Source organism: Frigoribacterium sp. CFBP 8766, assembly GCF_014841435.1.
Lineage (GTDB): Bacteria > Actinomycetota > Actinomycetes > Actinomycetales > Microbacteriaceae > Frigoribacterium.
Map to the genome: position 1 here is coordinate 362,537 of NZ_JACYTX010000002.1, position 21,591 is coordinate 384,127.

Below are 21,591 nucleotides of genomic sequence, written 5' to 3' on the forward strand. Positions count from 1 at the left end.
GACATGTCAGTCGTGGGTGGTCGGTCGATCGTCGCGGTGGGGCTCGATCGTGACCTTGATGGCCTCGCCGCTGGCGATGGCCTCGAGGGCGTCGTGCAGGCGGTCGAGCGGGAAGCGGTGGGTGATCAGGTCGCCCACCACGACCTCGCCCGAGGCGATGAGCCGCAGCGCCTCGCGGTTGTGGGCCGGGCTCGACCCGTTCACGCCCACGATCGTCAGCTCACGGTAGTGCACGAGGTTCGAGTCGATGCTGATCTGCGAGTCGTCCCGGGCGAGGCCGCCGAAGAGGCTGAGGCGGCCGCCGGGCGCGAGGAGTGCGAGAGCCTGCTCCTGGGCGGGTCGTGACGCCGCGGCCGTGATGACGACGTCGACCCCCAGACCGCCGGAGGCGGCACGGACCTGGTCGAGGACGACCTGGCGTCCGTCCGCTCCCGCCTCCACCGCGAGGGCGAGGTCCGGGCGGACGAGGGCGGCAGCCCGCGCGAGACGGTCCGCGTTCGCGTCGACGAGGATCACCTGACGCGCGCCCCGGGCGCGGGCGAGGCGGACGTGCATGCAGCCGATCGGTCCCGAGCCGATGACGAGGACGCTGTCCCCCGCGCCGACCCGCGCGAGCTCCTGGCCGTTGAGGACGCAGGCGAGGGGCTCGACGAGCGACGCCTCCTCGGAGGAGACGTGGTCGGGGACTCGGTTCACGCCGTCGACGGCCAGGACGGCCGCGGGGACGACCATGAACTCGGCGAAGCCGCCGGCGTACTGGTAGCCGATGCTCGTCTGGCGGGGGCAGACGCTCGGCCGGCCGGCTCGGCAGACGTCGCAGGTGCCGCACGGCACGGCCGCGATCACCTGGACGCGGTCGCCGACGGCCCAGCCGTCGACGTCGTCGCCGGCCTCGACGACGGTGCCGGCGACCTCGTGGCCCATCACCTGCGGGCCGGTCATGTGGGGGTGGCCCGACCGCAGGATCTTGAGGTCGGTGCCGCAGGCGGAGCAGTTGTCGACGCGGAGGAGGAGCTCACCGCGAGAGACCCCGGGCGTCGCCACGTCGTCGAGACGCACGTCGCCCGGGGCCCACCACTTCGCTGCTCTCACGAGGAGTCCGAGCCGCCCGTCACTCGTCGTCGTCGGTCGACGCGAGCAGCTCGTAGACCTCCGACGTCGTCGTGGCACCGCGCAGGGCCGCGGCGGAGTCGGGGTCCATCAGGATGCTGGCGAGCTGGCTGAGGATGGCGATGTGGCCGTTGCCCGCCGCGGCGATGCCGACGGCGACCGAGACCTCGTTGCCGTCCCAGTCGACCGGGGTCGGGAAGCGGAGCACGACGAGCGCGTCCTTCTTCACCGAGTCCTTGCCGGCGAGCGTGCCGTGCGGGATCGCGACGCCCTCGCCGACGTAGGTCGACACCGAGTTCTCGCGCTCGAACATGGCGTCGACGTAGGTCTCGTCGATCGCCCCGGCCTCGATGAGCGCCTTGCCCGCGGCGCGGATGGCCTCGTCGCGGCTCGAGGCCTTCTCGTCGAGACGGATCGACGACTCCGCGAGGAGCGACGTCAGCTCGGGTGCCTGCTGGTCCGCCATCGTCAGACCTCGACCGTCGTGCCGTCCTGGATGGCCTTGACCACCTTGGCGACCGAGGGGTCGCCCATGAACAGCTGGAACGGGACGACGGGGATGTTCGGCACGACGCCGCGCGCGCGCTCGGCGAGGTTGTTCTGCGTCACGACGACGTCGGCGTCGGCCGGGATGTCGGCGACGGGCGAGTGCTCGACGGTGACGCCGCTCTTCTTGAGCTGCTTCTTGAGGGTCGAGGCCAGCATGACGCTGCTGCCCATGCCCGCGTCGCACGCGACGATGAGCTTCTTGATGGAGGAACCGTCGAGGGTTGCCATGTCAGTCTCCTTGTTTCTCAGGGTGGGGGGCCGGCCGGAGCCGACCCCCCGAGTCAATCAGTTGGACGCTGAGGGCGCGGCCGTGCCCTTGCTGGTCGCCTTGTTGGCGGCCGTGGCGGCCTGGGCGTCGGCGAGTGCCTGCGCCTGGGCGGCGTCGTCCTCGGCGGCGGCCTCGCGCTTCTCCTTGCGGCCGAAGCCCATGAGGAACGAGCAGACCACGAACGAGACGGCGGCGGACAGCAGGATGCCGACCAGGATCACCGGGAAGTCACCGGGGGCGGCGACGAGGGCGTAGGCGATGATGCTGCCGGGCGAGGGGCTGGCGACCAGGCCGACGCCCGTCAGGAGGAAGAAGCCGACTCCGGTCGCACCGCCGAGCACGGCGCCGATCAGGAGGATCGGCTTCATCAGCACGTACGGGAAGTAGATCTCGTGGATGCCGCCGAAGAACTGCACGATGATCGCAGCCGGTGCCGACGGACGGATGGCGCGCGGTCCGAAGAAGAGGAACGCGAGCAGGATGCCGAGGCCCGGGCCGGGGTTCGACTCGAGCATGAACAGGATGGACTTGCCGGACTCGGCAGCCTGGTCGATCCCGAGGGGCGTGAGCACGCCCTGGTTGATGGCGTTGTTGAGGAACAGGATCTTCGCCGGCTCGATCAGCAGGGACGCCAGCGGCAGCAGGCCGCGCTCGACGAGGAAGTCGACCCCGTTGCCGAGGACCGTGGTCAGGCCCGAGGTGAGCGGCGCGATGCCGAAGTAGGCGCCGATCGCCATGGCCCCGCCGAAGATGCCGAGCGAGAAGTTGTTGACGAGCATCTCGAAACCGGACTTGATGCGGCCGTCGAGCGCGCGGTCGAACTGCTTGAGCAGCAGCGCAGCCAGCGGGCCGACGATCATCGCGCCGAGGAACTGCGGCTTGTCGGTCGCCACGATGACGCCCATCACGGCGATCGAGGCGATGACGGCGCCGCGCTGCCCGTGGACCATGCGGCCACCGGTGTACGCGATCAGGATCGGGAGCAGGTACAGGATGATCGGGTCGACCAGCGACGCGACGGTCTCGTTGGGCGTCCAGCCCGTGGGGATGAAGAGGGCCGTGATGAGGCCCCAGGCGATGAACGCGCCGATGTTCGGCATGACCATGCCGGCCAGGAAGCCGCCGAAGCGCTGGACGCGCGCGCGGACTCCCGTTCCGGTGACCGTGGGGGTGAATTCGGACATGAGGGGCGGTACTCCTTCGTACTCAGTGGTGAGTCTCGGTGAGGGTGGTGGGCAGGGACGTGGTGCGTCGGGTGGGGATCGAGGAGGCGGCGGCCGCGTCCCCGACGAGCGGGCTCGTCAGGTCGGGCTGCGCCAGGAGCGACGCCTCGGAGGCGTCGAGGTCGGAGGGCGCCGGGACCGCGGTGCCGGGCAGCCTCGTGGCGGCGGCACCCCAGGTCAGGGCGGCGAGGAGGGCGTCGCGGGGGGCGCCTCCTGCGGTCTCGCTCGCGAGGTACCCCGCGAGGAAGCTGTCGCCCGCGCCGACGGTGCTGCGCGGGACGGCGACGTGGGACGTGCCGACGACGACGCCGTCGGGGCCGACGAGGACGGCGCCCTCCGCCCCGAGGCTGACGAGCACGGTGCCGACGCCGGAGGCGCGGACGGCCTCGGCGGCCGCCACGACGTCGCCCAGCGTGTCGAGCGTGCGGCCGGCGAGCTCGGCGAGCTCGGCGAGGTTCGGCTTCAGCAGGTCGGGCCGGGCCTCGACCGCCGCGGACAGGGCGTCGCCGCTCGTGTCGACGGCGAGCTTGGCGCCGGTCCGGCGCACGTCGTCGACGAAGCGGGCGAACGTCGCCGTGCTGATCTCGGGCGGCAGGCTGCCGGACACGACGATCCAGGTGGCGTCCTCCGCCGTCGCCCGGACGACGGCCGTGATCGCGGTCAGGTCGTCGTGGCTCAGGGCGAGACCGGGCTCGTTCAGCTTGGTCACCGTGCCGCCGGGCTCGGCGACGGTCAGGTTGGACCGGGTGCGACCCGAGACGGGCACGTACCGTGCGCTCACGCCAGCTGCGTCGAGCAGGGCGCTCAGCTCGGCGCCCTCGCGGCCGCCGACCGGGAGCACGGCCACGCTGTGCACCCCGTGGGCGGTCAGGGCGCGGGCGACGTTGACGCCCTTGCCCGCCGGCTCGAGGAGCGGTGCGCCGGTTCGGACGACGTCGCCGCGGTCGAGACGACCGACCTCGACGGTGCGGTCGAGGCTCGGGTTGAGGGTCACGGTGACGATCACACGATCACCACCCGGGGGCCGGAGCGCTCGACGTCGTCGGCGAGGTCGGCGTCGACGCCCGTGTCGGTGATGACCGTGTCGACCTCGGAGAGCGGAGCCACGCGGGCGAAGTCCTCCCGGCCGAACTTCGAGTGGTCGGTGAGGATGACCGTGCGCCGGGAGGCCGCCATCAGGGCCTTCTTCACCCGCGCCTCGGCGAGGTCGGGCGTGGTGAGGCCCCGCTCGGCCGAGAGGCCGTTCGTGCCCATGAAGGCCACGTCGGCGAACACCTCGGCGATCTGCGTCCGGGTCCACTCCCCCACCGCGGCGAGGGTGCGGCCGCGGACGACTCCGCCCAGGAGGTGGAGGGTCACGTTGGGCCGGGCGACGAGCACGTTCGCGACGGGCAGCGAGTGCGTCACGACGGTGAGCTCGCGGTCCGTCGGCAGCAGCTCGGCGAACCGGACGGTCGTCGTGCCGGCGTCGACGATGATCGACCCGCCGTCAGGCAGCTCGTCGAGGGCTGCGCGGGCGATGCGCTCCTTCTCGCCGGCAGCCGAGCCCTCACGGTCGGCGACGTGCGGCTCGATGCCGAGGCGCTCGACGGCGATGGCCCCGCCGTGCACGCGCCGCAGGACCCCGCGCCGCTCGAGCGCGGTCAGGTCGCGGCGCACGGTCTCCGGCGTCACGGACAGCTCGCGGGCCAGACCGGCGACCTCGACGCGGCCGCGCGTGCGCGCCGAGTCCAGGATCTGCTGGTGGCGCTCGGGAGCGTACATGCGCGGAGACTCCGTCGTCAGTCGTGCGGCTCGCGGGGCGGTGAGGCCGAGCGGGGAGAGCGGGGGTGGACAGCTGGGGCAGGCAGAGCAGGAACAGATGTTGTTCCGGGTTTATATAAGTCCGTTCGCGTCCCCTGGTCAAGTCAGACGCGCGTGTCGCCCCCGCTTGTGCCCGTTTCGGGGGACGAGAGCGACGTCGCGACCCCCGACATCGTCGACGTGACGGTCCGGTGCCGGCCCTGGTGCGTCGCTGATCTGCCGCTAGTGAGCCGCAGCGTCCCAGCTGCTGCCGAGGCCCACGCTGACGTCGAGCGGCACGCGGAGTTCGGCGGCCCCGCTCATGCGACGGCTGACGATGTCGCGGACGTCGTCGACCTCGCCCGGCGCGACCTCGACGATCATCTCGTCGTGGACCTGCAGCAGCACACGGCTGGCCATCTCGCGCTCGTCGAGTTCGCTGCGGACGCCGAGCATGGCCCTCTTCATGATGTCGGCCGCCGAGCCCTGGATGGGCGCGTTCAGCGCAGCGCGCTCGGCGTTCTCGCGCAGCACCCGGTTGGGCGACTTGAGGTCGGCGAAGGGGCGCCGGCGACCGAAGATCGTCTCGGTGTAGCCGTCCTCGCGTGCCTTCTCCACGACGTTGCGCAGGTACTCCCTCACCGCGCCGAAGCGCTCGAAGTAGTCGGTCATCAGCTGCTTCGCCTCGGAGCTCTCGATGCGCAGCTGCTTCGACAGGCCGAACGCGCTGAGCCCGTAGGCCAGTCCGTACGACATCGCCTTGACCTTGGTCCGCATCGCCGGGCTGACGTCGGCCGGCTCGACGCCGAAGATGCGGGCGCCGACGAAGCGGTGCAGGTCTTCTCCGGCGTTGAAGGCCTCGATCAGGCCGGCGTCACCGGAGAGGTGGGCCATGATGCGCATCTCGATCTGCGAGTAGTCGGCCGTGAGGAGCGTCTCGTACTCGGGGCCGTGGACGAAGGCCGCGCGGATCTCGCGACCGACCGCGGCCTTGACCGGGATGTTCTGGAGGTTCGGGTCGACGGACGAGATGCGACCGGTGGTGGTGCCGGTCTGGTCGTAGGTCGTGTGGATGCGGCCGTCGTCGGCGATCGACTTGTCGAGCGTGTCGATGATCTGACGGAGCTTGGTGGCGTCGCGGTGCTGCAGCAACAGACCGAGGAACGGGTGCGGGTGCTTCTCCTGCAGGTCGGCGAGGGACGCGGCGTCGGTGGAGTACCCGGTCTTGGTCGCGCGGGTCTTGGGCATCTCGAGCTGCTCGAAGAGGACCTCCTGCAGCTGCTTCGGCGAGCCGAGGTTGACCTCGCGGCCGATCTCGGCGAACGCGTCCGTGGCGAGACCTGCCGCCGTCTCGCCGAGGCGCGTGGAGAGCTCGGCCAGGACCGGGTGGTCGGCCGCGACGCCCGTGAGCTCCATGTCGCCGAGCACGGGGACCAGGGGCAGCTCGAGGTCGGTGAGGACGGTGCGGGAGCCCTCGTCGAGGGACTCGTGGAACGACTCGGCGAGCCGGAGCGTGTACCAGGCCTCCGTCGCGACGCTCACCTGCTCGTCGGCCGGGACGAGCTGGTTCGGGTCCGCGACCGGGAGGGTCTCGCCGAGCTGCTCGTAGACGAGGTCGGTCAGGGCGAAGGAGGTGCGGCCCGGCCTGAGCAGCCACGCCGCGACCCGCGTGTCGCCGGCGATGCCGGTGAGCGCGAGACCCGCCTTGGACAGGGCCTTGTAGGCACGCTTGGCGTCGTGCAGCACCTTCGGCGAGTCCGCGTCGAGCCAGGCCTCGAGTGCGACGTAGTCGCCGCGGCCCGTGGCCCACGGCACGTAGGCGGACTCGTCGTGCGACGAGATGCCGAGCCCCACGACGCCCTCGGCGCCGTACTCGACGCTGAGCCCGACCGGCGACGCCGGGTCGGACGCGTGCTTCTTCAACCAGAACGCGAGTTCCTCGTCGATCAGGGTGCGGACGACGGGCAGGCCCGCCGGGGCCGCCACGACGGCCCCCTCACCCGAGGCGTCGGGCGCGGCGCCGCTCGCGTCGGCGAGGGTGAGCACCCGCTCGAGGAGGGTGCGGAACTGGAGCTTGTCGAAGAGCTCGCGGACGGCCTCGGCGTCGACGGCGCGGCGCTCGAGGTCGCCGGGCGCCACGGGCAGCTCGACGTCGGTCACGAGGCGGTTGAGCCGCCGGTTGCGGATCGCGCGCTCTTTCTGCTCACGGAGGTTGCCGCCCACGACGCCCTTGATGTCGTCGGCGTGGGCGATGACCTCGTCGAGGCTGCCGAACTGGGTGATCCACTTGACGGCGGTCTTCTCGCCGACCTTGTCGATGCCGATCAGGTTGTCGCTCGTCTCGCCGACGAGGGCCGCGATCTCGGGGTACTGGTGCGGTTCGATGCCGTAGCGCTCGAACACCTTGTCGCGGTCGTAGCGGGTGAGCTCGCTGACGCCGCGCGCCGAGGGGTAGAGCAGGGTCACGTCGTCGTTGACCATCTGGATGGCGTCGCGGTCGCCGGAGACGACGAGGACGCGGTAGCCGTCGTCGCGACCCCGCACGGCGAGGGTCGCGAGGATGTCGTCGGCCTCGAAGTCCTCTTTCGTGATGGTGGTGATGCCCATGGCGTGCAGCGCCTCCTGCAGGAGGGGGATCTGCCCCACGAACTCGACCGGCGTCTCGGAGCGCGTGCCCTTGTATTCGGGGTACTCACGCGTGCGGAACGAGAACCTCGAGATGTCGAAGGCGACTGCGAGATGGGTCGGCTTCTCGTTCTTCAGGAGGCTGAGCAGCATCGAGATGAACCCGTGGATCGCGTTCGTGTGCTGACCCTCCCGGTTCACGAAACTGTCGACGGGCAGGGCGTAGAACGCCCGGAACGCGAGGGAATGGCCGTCGATGACCAGGAGGGTAGGCTTCGTTTCGTCCGACACCCCGTCAGCCTAGCGGGCGCCCCCGACAGCGGATCCGGAGCACCATGACCGACGCGACCACCTCCTCCTCGTCCAACGACGCCGAGCGGACCGTGCGTCCCGACGCCGCCCTCAGCGACGACGCGGTCGAGCTCTTCGGGCGCCGAGGCGTCGGCGCCCTCGCCGAGAAGATGGGCATCGAGATCCTCGAGATGAGCGCGGAGCGCGCGGTCGGCCGGATGCCCGTCGAGGGCAACACCCAGCCGGTCGGCATCCTGCACGGCGGGGCGCACGTGGTCCTGGCGGAGACCCTCGGCTCCGTGGCGGCGAACGTCCACGCGGGGGCGGGGCGGCTCGCCATGGGGATCGAGCTGAACGCCAGCCACAGCAGGTCGGCCACGACCGGGTGGGTGACGGGCACCTGCACCGCGGTCCACCTCGGCCGCACCCTCGCGACGCACCAGGTCGTCATGACGGACGACGACGGACGCCTGTTGTCGACGGTCCGCATCACGAACTACCTGACGGACGCCCGCGGCTGACTTCCTCGGCCGGCGCCTCACGGCCGGTTCCGAGGACGTGCCCGCATGACGAGAGGCCCGCCCCCACCGGGGACGGGCCTCTCGTCGCGAACGGGCTCGCTACTTCTTGACGCTCAGCTGCTCGATGATCGCCTGGGCGACGTCGTGCATCGTGAGGCGACGATCCATCGACGCCTTCTGGATCCAGCGGAACGCCTCCGGCTCGGTGAGGCCCATCTTCTCGTTGAGCAGGCCCTTGGCCCGGTCGACGAGCTTGCGGGTCTCGAAGCGCTCGACCAGGTCGGCGACCTCGGCCTCGAGAGTGATGATCTGCGTGTAGCGCGAGAGGGCGATCTCGATCGCGGGGAGGAGGTCGTTGGGCGTGAAGGGCTTGACCACGTAGGCCAGGGCGCCGGCCTCGCTGGCCCGCTCGACGAGCTCTTTCTGGCTGAACGCCGTCAAGAGCACGACGGGGGCGATGTGGTTCTTGCTCAGCGTCTCGGCCGCGGAGATGCCGTCGAGCTTCGGCATCTTGACGTCCATGATGACGAGGTCGGGTCGCAGCTCGGTCGCGAGGGCGACAGCGGTCTCGCCGTCTCCGGCCTCGCCCACCACCTCGAATCCGTTGTCGCGGAGGATCTCGACGATGTCGAGGCGGATGAGGGACTCATCCTCTGCGACGACGACGCGACGGGGTGCTGCTGGTGTTGCTTCCTGGTCACTCACGAAGCAGAGCCTACGGTATTCTCGCCTCGGTCGTCGTGAGCCGGATTGGCGGAATGGCAGACGCGGGGCACTCAAAATGCTCTGTCCGAGAGGGCGTGTGGGTTCGAGTCCCACATCCGGCACGGTCGACGACTCCCCCACCTGCCCCGCGCCGTGCGGGCGGTGCGAGCGCCCGTCCGCAGGTCGCGAGATCGAGACGATCTCGACTTCCTGCGTCGAAACGGTTGACCCGGGCCGCTCGTGCACTACGCTGGTGGAACTGGTTGTTGTGTTACGCATTTGTATCTCGCGACGTGCCAGGTCGAGATTCCTCGGGATCGCGGCCAGGGGGCGTCGTTCTCAGAGGGAGCGGACAAAAAGGCACCGCGACGAGCGATCTCGAAATCGAGATCGACAACTCTGATTGAAGGAACAAGAAAAATGGCAACAGGTACCGTTAAGTGGTTCAACTCCGAAAAGGGCTTCGGCTTCATCACCCCCGACGACGGATCCACTGACGTCTTCGCGCACTTCTCCGCGATCGCCGGCGACGGCTACCGCAACCTGGAGGAGAACCAGAAGGTCGAGTTCGACACGGCTCAGGGCAACAAGGGCCTCCAGGCCGAGAACATCCGCGTCATCTGACTCGGCGGCGTCCTCGAGACGCCGACGGGAGACGATCTGATCGTCCCCGACACTGAAGCCCCGATCTGCTCCGGCAGGTCGGGGCTTCTCTCATGCCCACAGCGGCCCCCGGCGGAGCCGCCGACGCGTCGGCGCCGCGAGCTCGCCGTGCGGCTGCGTCCGGTCGAGGTCGACTAGAGGGGCAGCGGCAACGGCAGCCCCAGGAGGCGCGCCACCGGTTCGTAGTCCGCCGCGGCTTCCCGGTACTCCGCCTCCGCCTCCGCGCCTCCGCCGTCGACGTCGGGGTCGACACGGAGCTCGCGTGCCTCCCTGGCTGCCCGGGCGAGGCGCCAGCGCTCCGCGCGCAGGGACCACAGCGCGAGCTCGTCACCGTCGGCGTCGTCCGGGGCCGCGTTCGCGACGTCCCACGGCACACGCACGGCCGGCAGGTCGCGGTCCGGCCCGTCCGGTCGTGCGACGTCCGGCCGGGGGTCGCTGAAGTCCGCGAAGAGCCGTTTCGTGCCCACGGCGAGCACGGCGCCGACGAGGGCACCCGAGAGGACGAACGCCGCGAGGTCGCCGAGGCCCTCGACGTGCCAGACGGCACCCGCCACGGTCCCCATGAAGAAGCCCCCGGTCACTCCCCCGGTCGACGTCCAGGCGTCCACGAGGGCGGGCCGGGCGCCGTCGGCGGCCCCGGTGCCCGCACGGCTGCGCCGAGTCGTGGCGACGTCGTGGCCGGTGCCGCTCGGCACGACCCACAGGGCGCCTCCGACGACGAAGCAACGAGGGTGCGAGGGGCCGACGGACATGCCGGGAGGCTACGCCCGCAGTCTGAGGGCGGGCGGCCGACCTCGCGGACCCGGCGGACCCGCGCGCACCCCGCCTCGCGCGAGAGGGCGAGCGCGGGTCCTGCGGGTCTCGGCAGGAGCGGGTCCGCGAACGACGACGGCCGGGCCGCCTCCGGGGAGGCGACCCGGCCGTGCCGGGGTCGTGCTGCTGTCGCCGCTAGTTCGTGCTGGCGTAGGCCGGTGCGGCCTCGCCGTGCGCGTCGCCCACGCGGTGCACGCGGAGGTCGTTCGTCGACCCCGCGATGCCGGGAGGGGACCCGGCGATGACGATGACCTTCTCGCCCGAGAGGGCGAGCGCGTTGCCCAGGAGGATGTCGTCGACCTGCTCGAACATGGCGTCCGTGTGGGTCACGTTCTCGACGAGGAAGGACTGGACCCCCCAGCTGAGCGCCATGCGGCGACGCGTCGCCTCGTTGGGCGTGAAGGCCAGGATCGGGATCGAGTGGCGGAGGCGCGACATGCGACGCACGGAGTCGCCCGACTCCGTGAACACGCAGAGGTAGCGCGCCTGGACGAACTCGGCCACGTCGGCCGCCGCCAGGGTGATGGCGCCGCCCTGGGTGCGCGGCTTCGTGCCGAGCGGGGGGATGCGCTCGAGGCCGTGTTCTTCGGTGGAGGCGACGATGCGGGCCATGGTCTGCACCGTGACGACGGGGTACTCGCCCACGCTCGTCTCGCCGCTGAGCATGACCGCGTCGGCACCGTCGAGGACGGCGTTCGCCACGTCGGACGTCTCGGCGCGCGTCGGGATCGGGCTGGAGATCATCGACTCGAGCATCTGCGTCGCGACGATGACCGGCTTGGCCATGCGGCGGGACAGCTCGACGGCGTGCTTCTGGACGATGGGGACCGCCTCGAGCGGCAGCTCGACGCCGAGGTCGCCGCGGGCGACCATGATGCCGTCGAACGCGTCGATGATCGCCTCGAGGTTGTCGACGGCCTGCGGCTTCTCGATCTTGGCGATGACGGGCAGACGACGCCCCTCCTCGGCCATGATCTCGTGCACGCGGGTGACGTCGTCGGCGTCGCGGACGAACGAGAGCGCGATGAAGTCTGCGCCCAGGGCCAGGCCCCAGCGGAGGTCCGCCTCGTCCTTCTCGGACAGGGCGGGGACGCTCACGGCGACGCCGGGCAGGTTGATGCCCTTGTTGTTCGAGACCGTGCCCGCCACGACGACCTCGGTCGTCACGGTCGTCCCATCGGTCTCGAGCACGCGCAGCTTCACGCGACCGTCGTCGATCAGCAGAGGGTCGCCCACGGCGACGTCGCCGGGCAGGCCCTTGAAGGTCGTGCCGCAGATATCCTTCGTGCCGAGGATGTCGTCGGTCGTGATCTTGAAGACGTCGCCGACCGCGAGGTCGTGCGGACCGTCGGAGAACTTGCCGAGGCGGATCTTCGGGCCCTGCAGGTCGACGAGCACGGCCACGGGACGCTCGGCGTCCGCCGCGGCCTGGCGCACGTTGGCGTAGACGGACTCGTGCACGTCGTAGCTGCCGTGGCTGAGGTTCATCCTGGCCACGTCGACGCCGGCGTCGATGATGGCCCGGATGTCGTCGTAGCTCGACGTCGCCGGCCCGAGGGTGGCGACGATCTTTGCGCGTCTCATGTGTTCCTTACTGTAGGTAGGGGGTGGGACGGCTGAGGACCCGTTCCACCAGCCTATTCCCGACTCGAGCCGGGTCAGACCGAAATGGCGCGATCCGTGGGCTTCACCGGGAACGGCAGGATCGTCTCGCCCTCGAGCCAGGCGTCCACGGCCGAGGCCGCCGCTCGGCCCTCGGCGATCGCCCAGACGATGAGCGACTGGCCGCGGCCGGCGTCGCCCGTCACGAACACGCCGGGCTCGGACGTCTGGTAGTCGCCGCCGCGGTCGAGGTTTCCCCGGGAGTCGAACGGAACGCGCAGCTGCTGCTCGATGGCGTCGCGCTCCGGGCCGGTGAAGCCGAGGGCCAGGAGGACGAGGTCCGCGGGGATCTCGCGCTCGGTGCCGGCCTTGGGAACGCGACGACCGTCGAGGTACTCGGTCTCGGCGACGCGGACGGCACGGACCTCGCCGACCTCGTTGCGGAGGAACTCGACGGTGGAGGCGAGGTACATCCGCTCGCCGCCCTCCTCGTGCGCGCTCGCGACCTCGAACAGGGTCGGGAAGGTGGGCCAGGGCTGGGACTCGGCCCGCTCCTCCGGGGGCTGCTGGCCGATGGCGAGGTTCGTCACGGACAGGGCGCCCTGACGGTGCGCCGTGCCGATGCAGTCGGCACCGGTGTCGCCGCCGCCCAGGACGACGACGTGCTTGCCCTCGGCCGTGATCTGGTCGTCGACCCGGTCGCCGGCACCGGTGCGGTTCTGCTGCACCAGGTACTCCATGGCGAAGTGGACGCCGGAGAGGTCGCGGCCCGGGATGTCGAGGTCGCGCGGGACGGTGGAGCCCGTGGCGACCACGACGGCGTCGTAGCGCGCCCGGAGGTCGTCCCAGGCGATGTCGCGGCCGATCTCGACGCCGGCGCGGAAGCGCGTGCCCTCGGCGCGCATCTGCGCGAGCCGCTGCTCGATCTGCTTCTTCTCCATCTTGAAGTCGGGGATGCCGTAGCGGAGGAGGCCGCCGATGCGGTCGTCGCGCTCGTAGACCGCGACGGTGTGCCCCGCCCGCGTCAGCTGCTGTGCCGCGGCGAGGCCGGCCGGGCCGGACCCGACGACGGCGACGGTCTTGCCCGTCAGGCGCTCGGGCGGGTGAGGCGTGACCCAGCCCTGCTGGAAGGCCTGGTCGATGATGCTGACCTCGACCTGCTTGATGGTCACCGGCGGCTGGTTGATCCCCAGGACGCACGACGCCTCGCAGGGCGCCGGGCACAGGCGGCCCGTGAACTCGGGGAAGTTGTTGGTCGCGTGCAGCCGCTCGCTGGCCTGACGGCCCTCGCCGCGCCACATGAGGTCGTTCCACTCGGGGATGAGGTTGCCGAGGGGGCAGCCCTGGTGGCAGAACGGCACGCCGCAGTCCATGCAGCGGCCCGCCTGTCGGCGGAGCTCGCCGCTCTCCTGCTGCTCGTACACCTCCCTGTAGTCCATCAACCGCACGGACACGGGACGACGCTTCGGGAGCTCGCGCTTCTGGGTCTTGAGGAACCCCTTCGGATCAGCCACCGGTCACCTCCAGGATTCGCTTCCAGGCTTCGTCGCCATCGGGGTCGAGACCCTCGTCGACGGCCGTCTGCCGGGTGGCGAGGACGGCGGCGTAGTCACGCGGCAGGACCTTGACGAACTCGGACGCCGCGGCGTCGACGTCGGCGAGCAGGCGCTCGGCGACGGGCGAGCCCGTCTCGGCGAGGTGCCGCGACAGGAGGTCGGAGAGGATCTCGACGTCGGCGCTGCCGAGAGGGTGCAGCTCGAGCTCGCCGGACGCGAGGGACTCGGCGTTCACCCGCTCGCTGCGGAGCCGGTGCACGTAGGCCGTCCCCCCGGACATGCCGGCGCCGAGGTTGCGTCCCGTGTCGCCGAGGATGACGGCGAGCCCGCCGGTCATGTACTCGAGCGCGTGGTCGCCCACGCCCTCGACGACCGCGCTGGCGCCCGAGTTCCGCACCAGGAACCGCTCGCCCACGATGCCGCGGATGAACAGGCTGCCCTGGGTCGCGCCGTAGCCGATCACGTTGCCGGCGATGACGTTCTCCTCGGCCACGAAGGTGCTCTCCCGCGACGGGCGCACGACGACCGTTCCGCCGGAGAGGCCCTTGCCGACGTAGTCGTTGCTGTCGCCCTCGAGGCGGAGCGTGATGCCGGCCGGGAGGAACGCGCCGAGCGACTGCCCGGCGGACCCGGTGAGGGTGACGTCGATGCTGCCCTCGGGGAGGCCGTGCTCGCCGTGGCGGACGGTCACCTCGTGGCCGAGCATCGTCCCGACAGCACGCTCGGTGTTGCGGATGGGCAGCGAGATCGCGACCCGGCCGCCGTTCTCGAGCACGTCGGAGCTGCGGGCGATGAGCTCGACGTCGAAGTGCGACTCGAGCTCGTGGTCCTGCTGCCGGTGGTTGCGGCGGGGCTCGTCCTCGTCGAAGTGCGGTCCGACCAGCACGGGCGACAGGTCGAGCCCGGAGGCCTTCCAGTGGTCGAGCGCACGGTCGACGTCGAGGGCGTCGGTGCGTCCGACCGCCTCGTCGAGGCTGCGGAAGCCGAGGGAGGCGAGGATCTCACGCACCTCCTGGGCCAGGAACTCGAAGAAGTTGACGACGAACTCGGGCTTGCCCGAGAACCGCGCCCGGAGCTCGGGGTTCTGCGTCGCGACGCCCACGGGGCAGGTGTCGAGGTGGCAGACCCGCATCATGATGCAGCCCTCGACGATCAGCGGCGCGGTCGCGAAGCCGAACTCCTCGCCGCCGAGCAGCGCGGCGATCACGACGTCGCGGCCCGTCTTCATCTGGCCGTCGACCTGCACCACGACGCGGTCGCGCATGCCGTTGAGCATCAGCGTCTGCTGGGTCTCGGCGAGGCCGATCTCCCACGGGGTGCCGGCGTGCTTGAGCGAGTTCAGGGGGCTGGCGCCCGTGCCGCCGTCGTGGCCCGAGACGAGGACCACGTCGGCGAGGGCCTTCGTCACGCCCGCGGCGACCGCGCCGATGCCCGACTGGCTCACGAGCTTGACGTGCACCCGGGCCGTCGGGTTGGCGCGCTTGACGTCGAAGATGAGCTGCTTGAGGTCTTCGATCGAGTAGATGTCGTGGTGCGGCGGCGGGCTGATCAGGCCGACGCCGGGCGTCGCGTGGCGGGTGCGTGCCACCCACGGGTAGACCTTCGTCGGGGGCAGCTGTCCGCCCTCGCCGGGCTTGGCGCCCTGTGCCATCTTGAGCTGGATGTCGGTGGCGTGCGTGAGGTACATGCTCGTCACGCCGAACCGACCCGACGCGACCTGCTTGACCGCACTGCGGCGCTCGGGGTCGAGCAGTCGGTCGACGTCCTCGCCGCCCTCGCCCGTGTTGGACTTGCCGCCCAGGCGGTTCATGGCGATCGCGAGGGTCTCGTGTGCTTCCTTCGAGATGGAGCCGTAGCTCATCGCGCCGGTCGAGAACCGCTTCACGATCGACTCGATCGGCTCGACCTCGTCGAGGGGCACCGGCTCGCGGAGGCCCTGCCGGAACGAGAAGAGCCCGCGGAGGGTCATCAGGTCCTCCGACTGGTCGTCGACGAGCTTCGTGTACTCGCGGAAGATGTCGTACCGGCGCGTGCGCGTGGCGTGCTGCAGGCGGAAGACGGTGTCGGGGTTGAACAGGTGCCGCGGGCCCTCGCGGCGCCACTGGTACTCGCCCCCGGTCGCGAGGCGCTCGTGCGCCACGACGGACCCGTCGGTCGGGTACGCGCTGGTGTGGCGCTGCTTGTTCTCGGCCGCGACGACGTCGATGCCCACCCCGCCGAGCACGCTCGACGTGCCGGTGAAGTAGGTGTCGACGAACTCCTGGCTGAGGCCGACGGCCTCGAAGGCCTGGGCGGCGGCGTAGCTCGACACGGTCGAGATGCCCATCTTGGACATGATCTTGAGCACGCCCTTGCCGAGCGCCTTGATCAGGTTGTGGACGGCGTCCTCCGGCGAGATGCCGGTGATCATGCCCGACCGGACGAGGTTCTCGCAGGTCTCCATGGCGAGGTACGGGTTGATCGCCGAGGCGCCGTAGCCGATGAGGGTGGCGACGTGGTGCACCTCGCGGACGTCGCCGGCCTCGACGATCAGGCCGACCGACATGCGCTTCTCGGTGCGGATCAGGTGGTGGTGGACCGCGGCGAGCATGAGGAGGGACGGGACGGGCGCGAAGTCCTGGTTCGAGTCGCGGTCGGAGAGCACGATGAACTCGGCCCCGGCCTCGATGGCGTCGTCGACCTCGTTGCACATGGCCGCGATGCGCTTCTCGAGCGCGCGCGGCCCCTTGTCGGCCCGGTACAGGCCGCGGATCGTCGAGGTGACGCGCGACCCGGGGCTGGGGTCGATGTGCTGGATCTTCGCGAGCTCGTCGTTGTCGATGACGGGGAAGTCGAGCACGACCTGTCGGGCGTGCTCCGGCGTGGCCGAGAGCAGGTTGCGCTCCGGGCCGAGACCGAGCGAGAGCGACGTGACGACCTGCTCGCGGATCGAGTCGAGCGGCGGGTTGGTCACCTGGGCGAACTGCTGGGTGAAGTAGTCGAAGAGGAGGCGCGGACGCTCGGACAGCACGGCGATCGGCGTGTCGCTGCCCATGGCGCCGAGGGGCTCTGCCCCGGTCTTCGCCATCGGCGTGAGCAGGATGCGCACCTCTTCTTCGGTGTAGCCGAAGGTGCGCTGGCGACGGATGACGGAGGCCGGCGTGTGCACGATGTGCTCGCGCTCGGGCAGCTCGGAGAGGCGGATGCGCCCTTCGGCGAGCCACTCGCCGAAGGGCTCGGAGGCCGCGAGGTCGCGCTTGATCTCGTCGTCCTCGATCAGGCGACCTGCCTCGGTGTCGACGAGGAACATCTTGCCGGGGCGGAGCCGGCCCTTGCGGACGATCTTCGCGGGGTCGATGTCGGGCAGCACGCCGATCTCGCTGGCGAGCACGACGAGGCCGTCGTCGGTGACCAGGTAGCGGCCGGGGCGCAGGCCGTTGCGGTCGAGGGTGGCGCCCACGAGGCTGCCGTCGGTGAAGGTGATGGCGGCGGGGCCGTCCCACGCCTCCATGAGCATCGAGTGGTACTCGTAGAAGTCGCGCAGGGTCGGGTCGATGTCGACCTGGTTCTCCCACGCCTCGGGGACCATCATCATGATGGCGTGCGGCAGGGAGCGACCGGTGAGGCTCAGCAGCTCGACCACCTCGTCGAACGACGCGGAGTCGCTGGCTCCCGGGCTGACCACCGGCAGCAGCGGCTTGAGGTCGCCGAGGAGCTCGGACTCGAGCTGCGACTGGCGCGCCCGCATCCAGTTGCGGTTGCCCCGGACGGTGTTGATCTCGCCGTTGTGCGCGATCATCCGGAACGGCTGCGCGAGCGGCCAGGACGGGAACGTGTTGGTGGAGTAACGGGAGTGCACGACGGCCAGCTTCGAGGCGAAGCGCTCGTCGCTGAGGTCGGGGTAGAAGGGCTCGAGCTGCAGCGTCGTGACCATGCCCTTGTAGACCATGGTGCGGCTGCCGAGCGACGTGAAGTACGCGCCGAGCTTGGACTCGGCGCGCTTGCGCAGACGGTAGGCCTGGCGGTCGAGCGCCACGCCCGAGAGGAGCTCGCCGTCGGCCCCGTGACGACGGCTGCGGACGAAGAGCTGCTCGAAGGCCGGCATCGCGCCGCGGGCCAGCGTCCCGAGCTCGTCGGGGCGCACGGGCACCTCGCGCCAGCCGAGCACGTCGAGCTGCTCGAGGTTCGCGATCCGCTCGACGCCGGTCTTCAGCTCGGCCCGCTCCTGCTCGTCGGTGGGCAGGAACGCGATGCCCACGGCGTACTGCCCGGCCTCGGGCAGCTCGAAGTCGACGACGGCGCGGAGGAAGGCGTCGGGGACCTGGCAGAGGATGCCTGCCCCGTCGCCCGTGCCCGCGTCGGAGCCGATGGCGCCGCGGTGCTCGAGGTTGCGGAGGGCGCCGAGCGCGGCGTCGACGATGTCGTGGCCCGGGGTCCCGCGGAGGGTGGCGACCATGGCGAGGCCACAGGCGTCCTTCTCGTTGCGCGGGTCGTACAGGCCCGCAGCAGCGGGAACGGTGCTGAACTGCTGGTGAACTGGCGTGAGCGCCATGTGATCCGTCCTCACGGGGAGATCCGATGGGGGTCGGGACGTCGTCGGCCCGTCGTCGAGACGACGCCGCGGAGGCGGCCGTCGTCGGCAGGTGCTGTCCGGGCGGTGGTGGCGGGCCCGGGTGCGGCGCAGCGTGACTTCCCGAGGCTGCTTGTGGCAGCCGTGAGGCGGTGCTCGTCGCGGAGGGTGTCCCTGAGGGAGCAGGTCGTGTCGTCGGTGTCGACGGTGCCTGTCGGACTCAGGAGCGTGGCGTGGTCTCGGTGTTGTCGTCCGATGATGCCACGGTGACCAACTCGGGTTCGTCGTCCTCCGTGTACGTGTCGCGCGAGTCTACCTCAGCCGCACGATCCGACGGCGCTCGGCCGGGCACGTACGGGCCGGGGAGCAGCCCGGTGTGGCGACGGTTCGCGACGGCCCAGATGGCGACGCCGAGGACGATGGCGGCGAAGGACATCCAGACGTTGGTGCGGATGCCGAAGAACAGGAGGCTCGGGTCGGTCCGGATGGACTCGAAGACCGAGCGGCCGATCCCGTACCAGATCAGGTAGAACGCCAGGGCGCGGCCCCACTGCATCGCGGTCTTGCGCTCGATCAGCAGGAGGACGGCGACGCCGGCCAACATCCAGATGATCTCGTAGAGGAAGGTCGGGTGGAACAGCGTGCCCTCGGGCAGGCCCACCGGGTAGGCGGGGTTGGTCGACTCGATCTCGAGGCCCCACGGGAGGTCGGTCGGCAGGCCGAAGAGCTCGTGGTTGAACCAGTTGCCGAGACGTCCGAAGGCCTGGGCGACGAGAAGCCCGGGGGCGAGGGCGTCGGCGAAGACGGAGAAGCGCAGTCCGGAGGCGCGGCAGCCCAGCCAGACGCCCAGGGCGCCGAAGAGCAGGGCGCCGTAGATCGCGAGCCCGCCCTCCCACACGGCGAGGGCGCGCCACCACTCCTGACCGGCGAAGTAGTCGGCGGGGTGCGTGACGACGTGGAAGAACCGACCGCCGACGATGCCCAGCGGCACGGCGAAGATCGCGACGTCGATGACGACCCAGCGCTCGGCGCCCCGGTCGGTCAGCCGCTTGTTGGTGAGGAGCACGGCCGCGACGATGCCCACGAGGATGCAGATCGCGTACGCGTGGATGCGGAGGGACCCGGGCAGGGCGGCGCCGAACGTCGAGTTGATCCAGCTCGTCAGGTCGAAGTACTGCCAGTCGACGGAGGGGCTCGGGATGCTCAGGGGAACGAACACGTTCGGGGCGCCTTTCAGGGGGGACTAACGGGACGACGGCGGGCCGACGCGAGGACGACTCTAGCGCGGGCCGTCCTCGGCGTCGGACGTCAGCGACGGACGGCGGCGCCGGACGACAGGTCGGCGGCGACCTCGGCGAGGCGGGGCAGCCCGCCGTCGGCGAGGGCCCGGACGAACGCGGAGCCGACGATGGCCCCGTCGGCGTACTCGAGCACCTCGCGGACCTGCTGCGCGGTCGAGATGCCGAGGCCGACGCAGGCGTGCTCGACGCCCGCGGCGCGCAGCCGGTCGACGAGCGTGTGGGCCGCGGAGTCGACGTCGGTCCGTGTGCCGGTGATGCCCATCGTCGAGACCGTGTAGACGAAGCCGCGGCTCCGATCGACGGACTGGCGGAGGCGGTCGTCGCTCGAGGACGGAGCGGCGAGGAACACGCGGTCGAGGCCCGTGGCCTCGGAGGCCTCGAGCCAGGCGGCTGCCTCGTCGGGGATGAGGTCGGGCGTGATGAGCCCTGCTCCCCCGGCCGCGGCCAGGTCGTCGGCGAAGCGCCGGACGCCGTACTGCTCGACCGGGTTCCAGTAGGTCATGACGACGACCGGGGCGGCGGTGCGCGACGTGATCTCGCGGACGGCCGTGAACACGTCGCGGACCCGGAAGCCCTCGGCCAGTGCCCGCTGCGTCGCCGCCTGGATCACGGGCCCGTCCATGACGGGATCGGAGTAGGGCAGGCCCAGCTCGATGACGTCGACGCCGTTCTCGGCGAGGGTGACGGCGGCCTCGATGCTCGTGGCGAGGTCGGGGAAGCCGACGGGCAGGTAGCCGATCAGGGCGCCGGTGCCCGCGTCGCGGCGGGCACGGATGGCCGTCGCGACCTTGCTGCCCGCCTGCGGGGCGGAGGTGGTGTCGGTCACAGCTGCTGCGCCTCCTCGTCGAGGACCCCGAAGTAGCGGCTCGCGGTCGCCACGTCCTTGTCGCCTCGGCCGCTCATCGACACGAGGATCGTCCAGTCGGGGTGGCGCTGGCCGAGCTTGATGGTGCCGGCGAGGGCGTGTGCCGTCTCGATGGCGGGCAGGATGCCCTCGGTCTGCGTGAGCAGCTTGAAGGCGGCCATGGCCTCGGCGTCGGTGACGGGCTCGTAGTGGGCGCGACCGCTCTCGGCGAGCCAGGCGTGCTCCGGCCCGACGCTCGGGTAGTCGAGGCCGGCCGAGATGGAGTGGCTCTCGAGGGTCTGGCCGTCCTCGTCCTGCATCAGGTACGACTTCGTGCCCTGGAGGTTGCCGATGCGGCCGAGCGTGATCGAGGCCGCGTGGCGCCCCGTCTCGACGCCGTCGCCGCCCGCCTCGTAGCCCCAGAGCTCGACCGAGGGGTCGTCGAGGAAGGCGTGGAAGATGCCCATGGCGTTGGAGCCGCCGCCGACGCACGCCGTGACGGCGTCGGGCAGCCGGCCGGTGAGGGCGAGCACCTGCTCGCGGGCCTCCTCGCCGATGATCTTGTGGAAGTCGCGCACCATGGCGGGGAACGGGTGCGGGCCCGCCACCGTGCCGAGCACGTAGTGCGTGCTGTCGACGCTGGCGACCCAGTCGCGCATGGCGTCGTTGATCGCGTCCTTCAAGGTGCGCGAGCCCGTCGTGACCGAGACGACCTCGGCCCCGAGCAGGCGCATCCGGGCGACGTTCAGCGCCTGGCGCTCGGTGTCGACCTGGCCCATGTAGACGACGCAGGACATGCCGAAGAGGGCGGCGGCGGTCGCCGTGGCGACGCCGTGCTGGCCCGCCCCGGTCTCCGCGATGAGGCGGGTCTTGCCGAGCTTGCGGGCGAGGAGCGCCTGGCCGAGAACGTTGTTGATCTTGTGCGAGCCCGTGTGGTTGAGGTCTTCGCGCTTGAGGAGGATGCGCGCTCCCCCGGCGTGCTCGGCGAAGCGCGGCACCTCGGTCACGATCGACGGGCGACCGGTGTAGGTCGCGTGCAGCGCGGCCAGCTCGGCCTGGAACTCGTGGTCGACGGCGGCGGCCTTGTAGGCGGCGTCGAGCTCGTCCAGCGCCGCGACCAGCGACTCGGGGACGAAGCGCCCGCCGAAGGAGCCGAAGTACGGCCCGGTCTCGTCTCGCAGTGCCACGG

The 21,591-nt window shown here is 71.0% G+C and carries 17 protein-coding genes and 1 tRNA gene; 3 read left to right on the plus strand and 15 right to left on the minus strand.

All coding sequences use genetic code 11. The features are described from left to right. Nucleotides 1-6 precede the first annotated feature (6 nt). From IFT90_RS07555 to polA, 7 genes are all read right to left on the minus strand, one after another. The gene (locus tag IFT90_RS07555; protein WP_192041680.1) at nucleotides 7-1,092 is read right to left on the minus strand and encodes an alcohol dehydrogenase catalytic domain-containing protein; all 1,086 of its coding nucleotides are present in this window, start codon (nucleotides 1,090-1,092) and stop codon (nucleotides 7-9) included. A gap of 19 nt (nucleotides 1,093-1,111) precedes the next feature. Further along, a complete protein-coding gene (locus IFT90_RS07560) occupies nucleotides 1,112-1,576 on the minus strand; it encodes a PTS sugar transporter subunit IIA (protein ID WP_192041681.1) in 465 nt (154 codons plus the stop codon). Nucleotides 1,577-1,578: 2 nt separating this feature from the next. Further along, nucleotides 1,579-1,887 carry a PTS lactose transporter subunit IIB gene (locus IFT90_RS16645; protein ID WP_146900799.1) on the minus strand — a complete coding sequence of 103 codons (309 nt, stop codon included), beginning with the start codon at nucleotides 1,885-1,887 and terminating at the stop codon, nucleotides 1,579-1,581. 57 nt (nucleotides 1,888-1,944) lie between these two features. Next, entirely contained in the window at nucleotides 1,945-3,111 is a 1,167-nt protein-coding gene (locus IFT90_RS07565) for a PTS mannitol transporter subunit IICB (protein ID WP_146900796.1), read from the minus strand. A 22-nt stretch (nucleotides 3,112-3,133) separates the two neighbouring features. Then, nucleotides 3,134-4,144 (minus strand): 1-phosphofructokinase family hexose kinase, encoded by a 1,011-nt coding sequence (locus IFT90_RS07570; RefSeq protein ID WP_371812181.1) that lies wholly within the window; start codon nucleotides 4,142-4,144, stop codon nucleotides 3,134-3,136. A gap of 8 nt (nucleotides 4,145-4,152) precedes the next feature. Further along, the gene (locus tag IFT90_RS07575; protein WP_123545849.1) at nucleotides 4,153-4,914 is read right to left on the minus strand and encodes a DeoR/GlpR family DNA-binding transcription regulator; all 762 of its coding nucleotides are present in this window, start codon (nucleotides 4,912-4,914) and stop codon (nucleotides 4,153-4,155) included. A 261-nt stretch (nucleotides 4,915-5,175) separates the two neighbouring features. Continuing rightward, the gene (gene polA, locus IFT90_RS07580) at nucleotides 5,176-7,848 is read right to left on the minus strand and encodes a DNA polymerase I (protein WP_192041683.1); all 2,673 of its coding nucleotides are present in this window, start codon (nucleotides 7,846-7,848) and stop codon (nucleotides 5,176-5,178) included. A gap of 44 nt (nucleotides 7,849-7,892) precedes the next feature. Here polA and IFT90_RS07585 point away from each other — a divergent pair, with 44 nt between their 5' ends. Beyond that, nucleotides 7,893-8,369, plus strand: a complete 477-nt coding sequence (locus IFT90_RS07585) for a PaaI family thioesterase (protein WP_192041684.1) — start codon at nucleotides 7,893-7,895, stop codon at nucleotides 8,367-8,369. Nucleotides 8,370-8,468: 99 nt separating this feature from the next. Here the strand turns inward: IFT90_RS07585 and IFT90_RS07590 are convergent, their stop codons facing one another. Then, nucleotides 8,469-9,074, minus strand: coding sequence for an ANTAR domain-containing response regulator (locus IFT90_RS07590; protein ID WP_146900783.1), 606 nt, complete (start codon nucleotides 9,072-9,074; stop codon nucleotides 8,469-8,471). A gap of 39 nt (nucleotides 9,075-9,113) precedes the next feature. Between IFT90_RS07590 and IFT90_RS07595 the strand changes: the two genes are divergently transcribed. Continuing rightward, a tRNA-Leu gene (locus IFT90_RS07595) sits at nucleotides 9,114-9,196 on the plus strand. Between the two features lie 298 nt (nucleotides 9,197-9,494). Further along, nucleotides 9,495-9,698 (plus strand): cold-shock protein, encoded by a 204-nt coding sequence (locus tag IFT90_RS07600; RefSeq protein WP_055797427.1) that lies wholly within the window; start codon nucleotides 9,495-9,497, stop codon nucleotides 9,696-9,698. A gap of 173 nt (nucleotides 9,699-9,871) precedes the next feature. Here IFT90_RS07600 and IFT90_RS07605 read toward each other — a convergent pair whose 3' ends face one another. The 7 genes from IFT90_RS07605 to trpB all read right to left on the minus strand — a co-directional run bounded on the left by IFT90_RS07605 (nucleotide 9,872) and on the right by trpB (nucleotide 21,589). Continuing rightward, a complete protein-coding gene (locus IFT90_RS07605; protein ID WP_192041685.1) occupies nucleotides 9,872-10,489 on the minus strand; it encodes a hypothetical protein in 618 nt (205 codons plus the stop codon). 196 nt (nucleotides 10,490-10,685) lie between these two features. Next, complete coding sequence (gene pyk / locus IFT90_RS07610; RefSeq protein ID WP_192041686.1) at nucleotides 10,686-12,134, minus strand: pyruvate kinase; 1,449 nt, start codon at nucleotides 12,132-12,134, stop codon at nucleotides 10,686-10,688. A gap of 74 nt (nucleotides 12,135-12,208) precedes the next feature. Continuing rightward, a complete protein-coding gene (locus IFT90_RS07615) occupies nucleotides 12,209-13,666 on the minus strand; it encodes a glutamate synthase small subunit (RefSeq protein WP_192041687.1) in 1,458 nt (485 codons plus the stop codon). After that, nucleotides 13,659-18,239 carry a glutamate synthase large subunit gene (gene gltB, locus IFT90_RS07620; protein ID WP_192042305.1) on the minus strand — a complete coding sequence of 1,527 codons (4,581 nt, stop codon included), beginning with the start codon at nucleotides 18,237-18,239 and terminating at the stop codon, nucleotides 13,659-13,661. Before gltB ends, IFT90_RS07615 begins: the two co-directional genes overlap by 8 nt. 238 nt (nucleotides 18,240-18,477) lie before the next feature. Continuing rightward, on the minus strand, nucleotides 18,478-19,476 hold the full coding sequence (lgt, locus tag IFT90_RS07625) for a prolipoprotein diacylglyceryl transferase (RefSeq protein WP_371812182.1): 999 nt from the start codon (nucleotides 19,474-19,476) through the stop codon (nucleotides 18,478-18,480). An 89-nt stretch (nucleotides 19,477-19,565) separates the two neighbouring features. After that, on the minus strand, nucleotides 19,566-20,384 hold the full coding sequence (gene trpA, locus IFT90_RS07630) for a tryptophan synthase subunit alpha (protein ID WP_192041688.1): 819 nt from the start codon (nucleotides 20,382-20,384) through the stop codon (nucleotides 19,566-19,568). Continuing rightward, complete coding sequence (gene trpB, locus IFT90_RS07635; protein WP_192041689.1) at nucleotides 20,381-21,589, minus strand: tryptophan synthase subunit beta; 1,209 nt, start codon at nucleotides 21,587-21,589, stop codon at nucleotides 20,381-20,383. Before trpB ends, trpA begins: the two co-directional genes overlap by 4 nt. Nucleotides 21,590-21,591 lie beyond the last annotated feature (2 nt).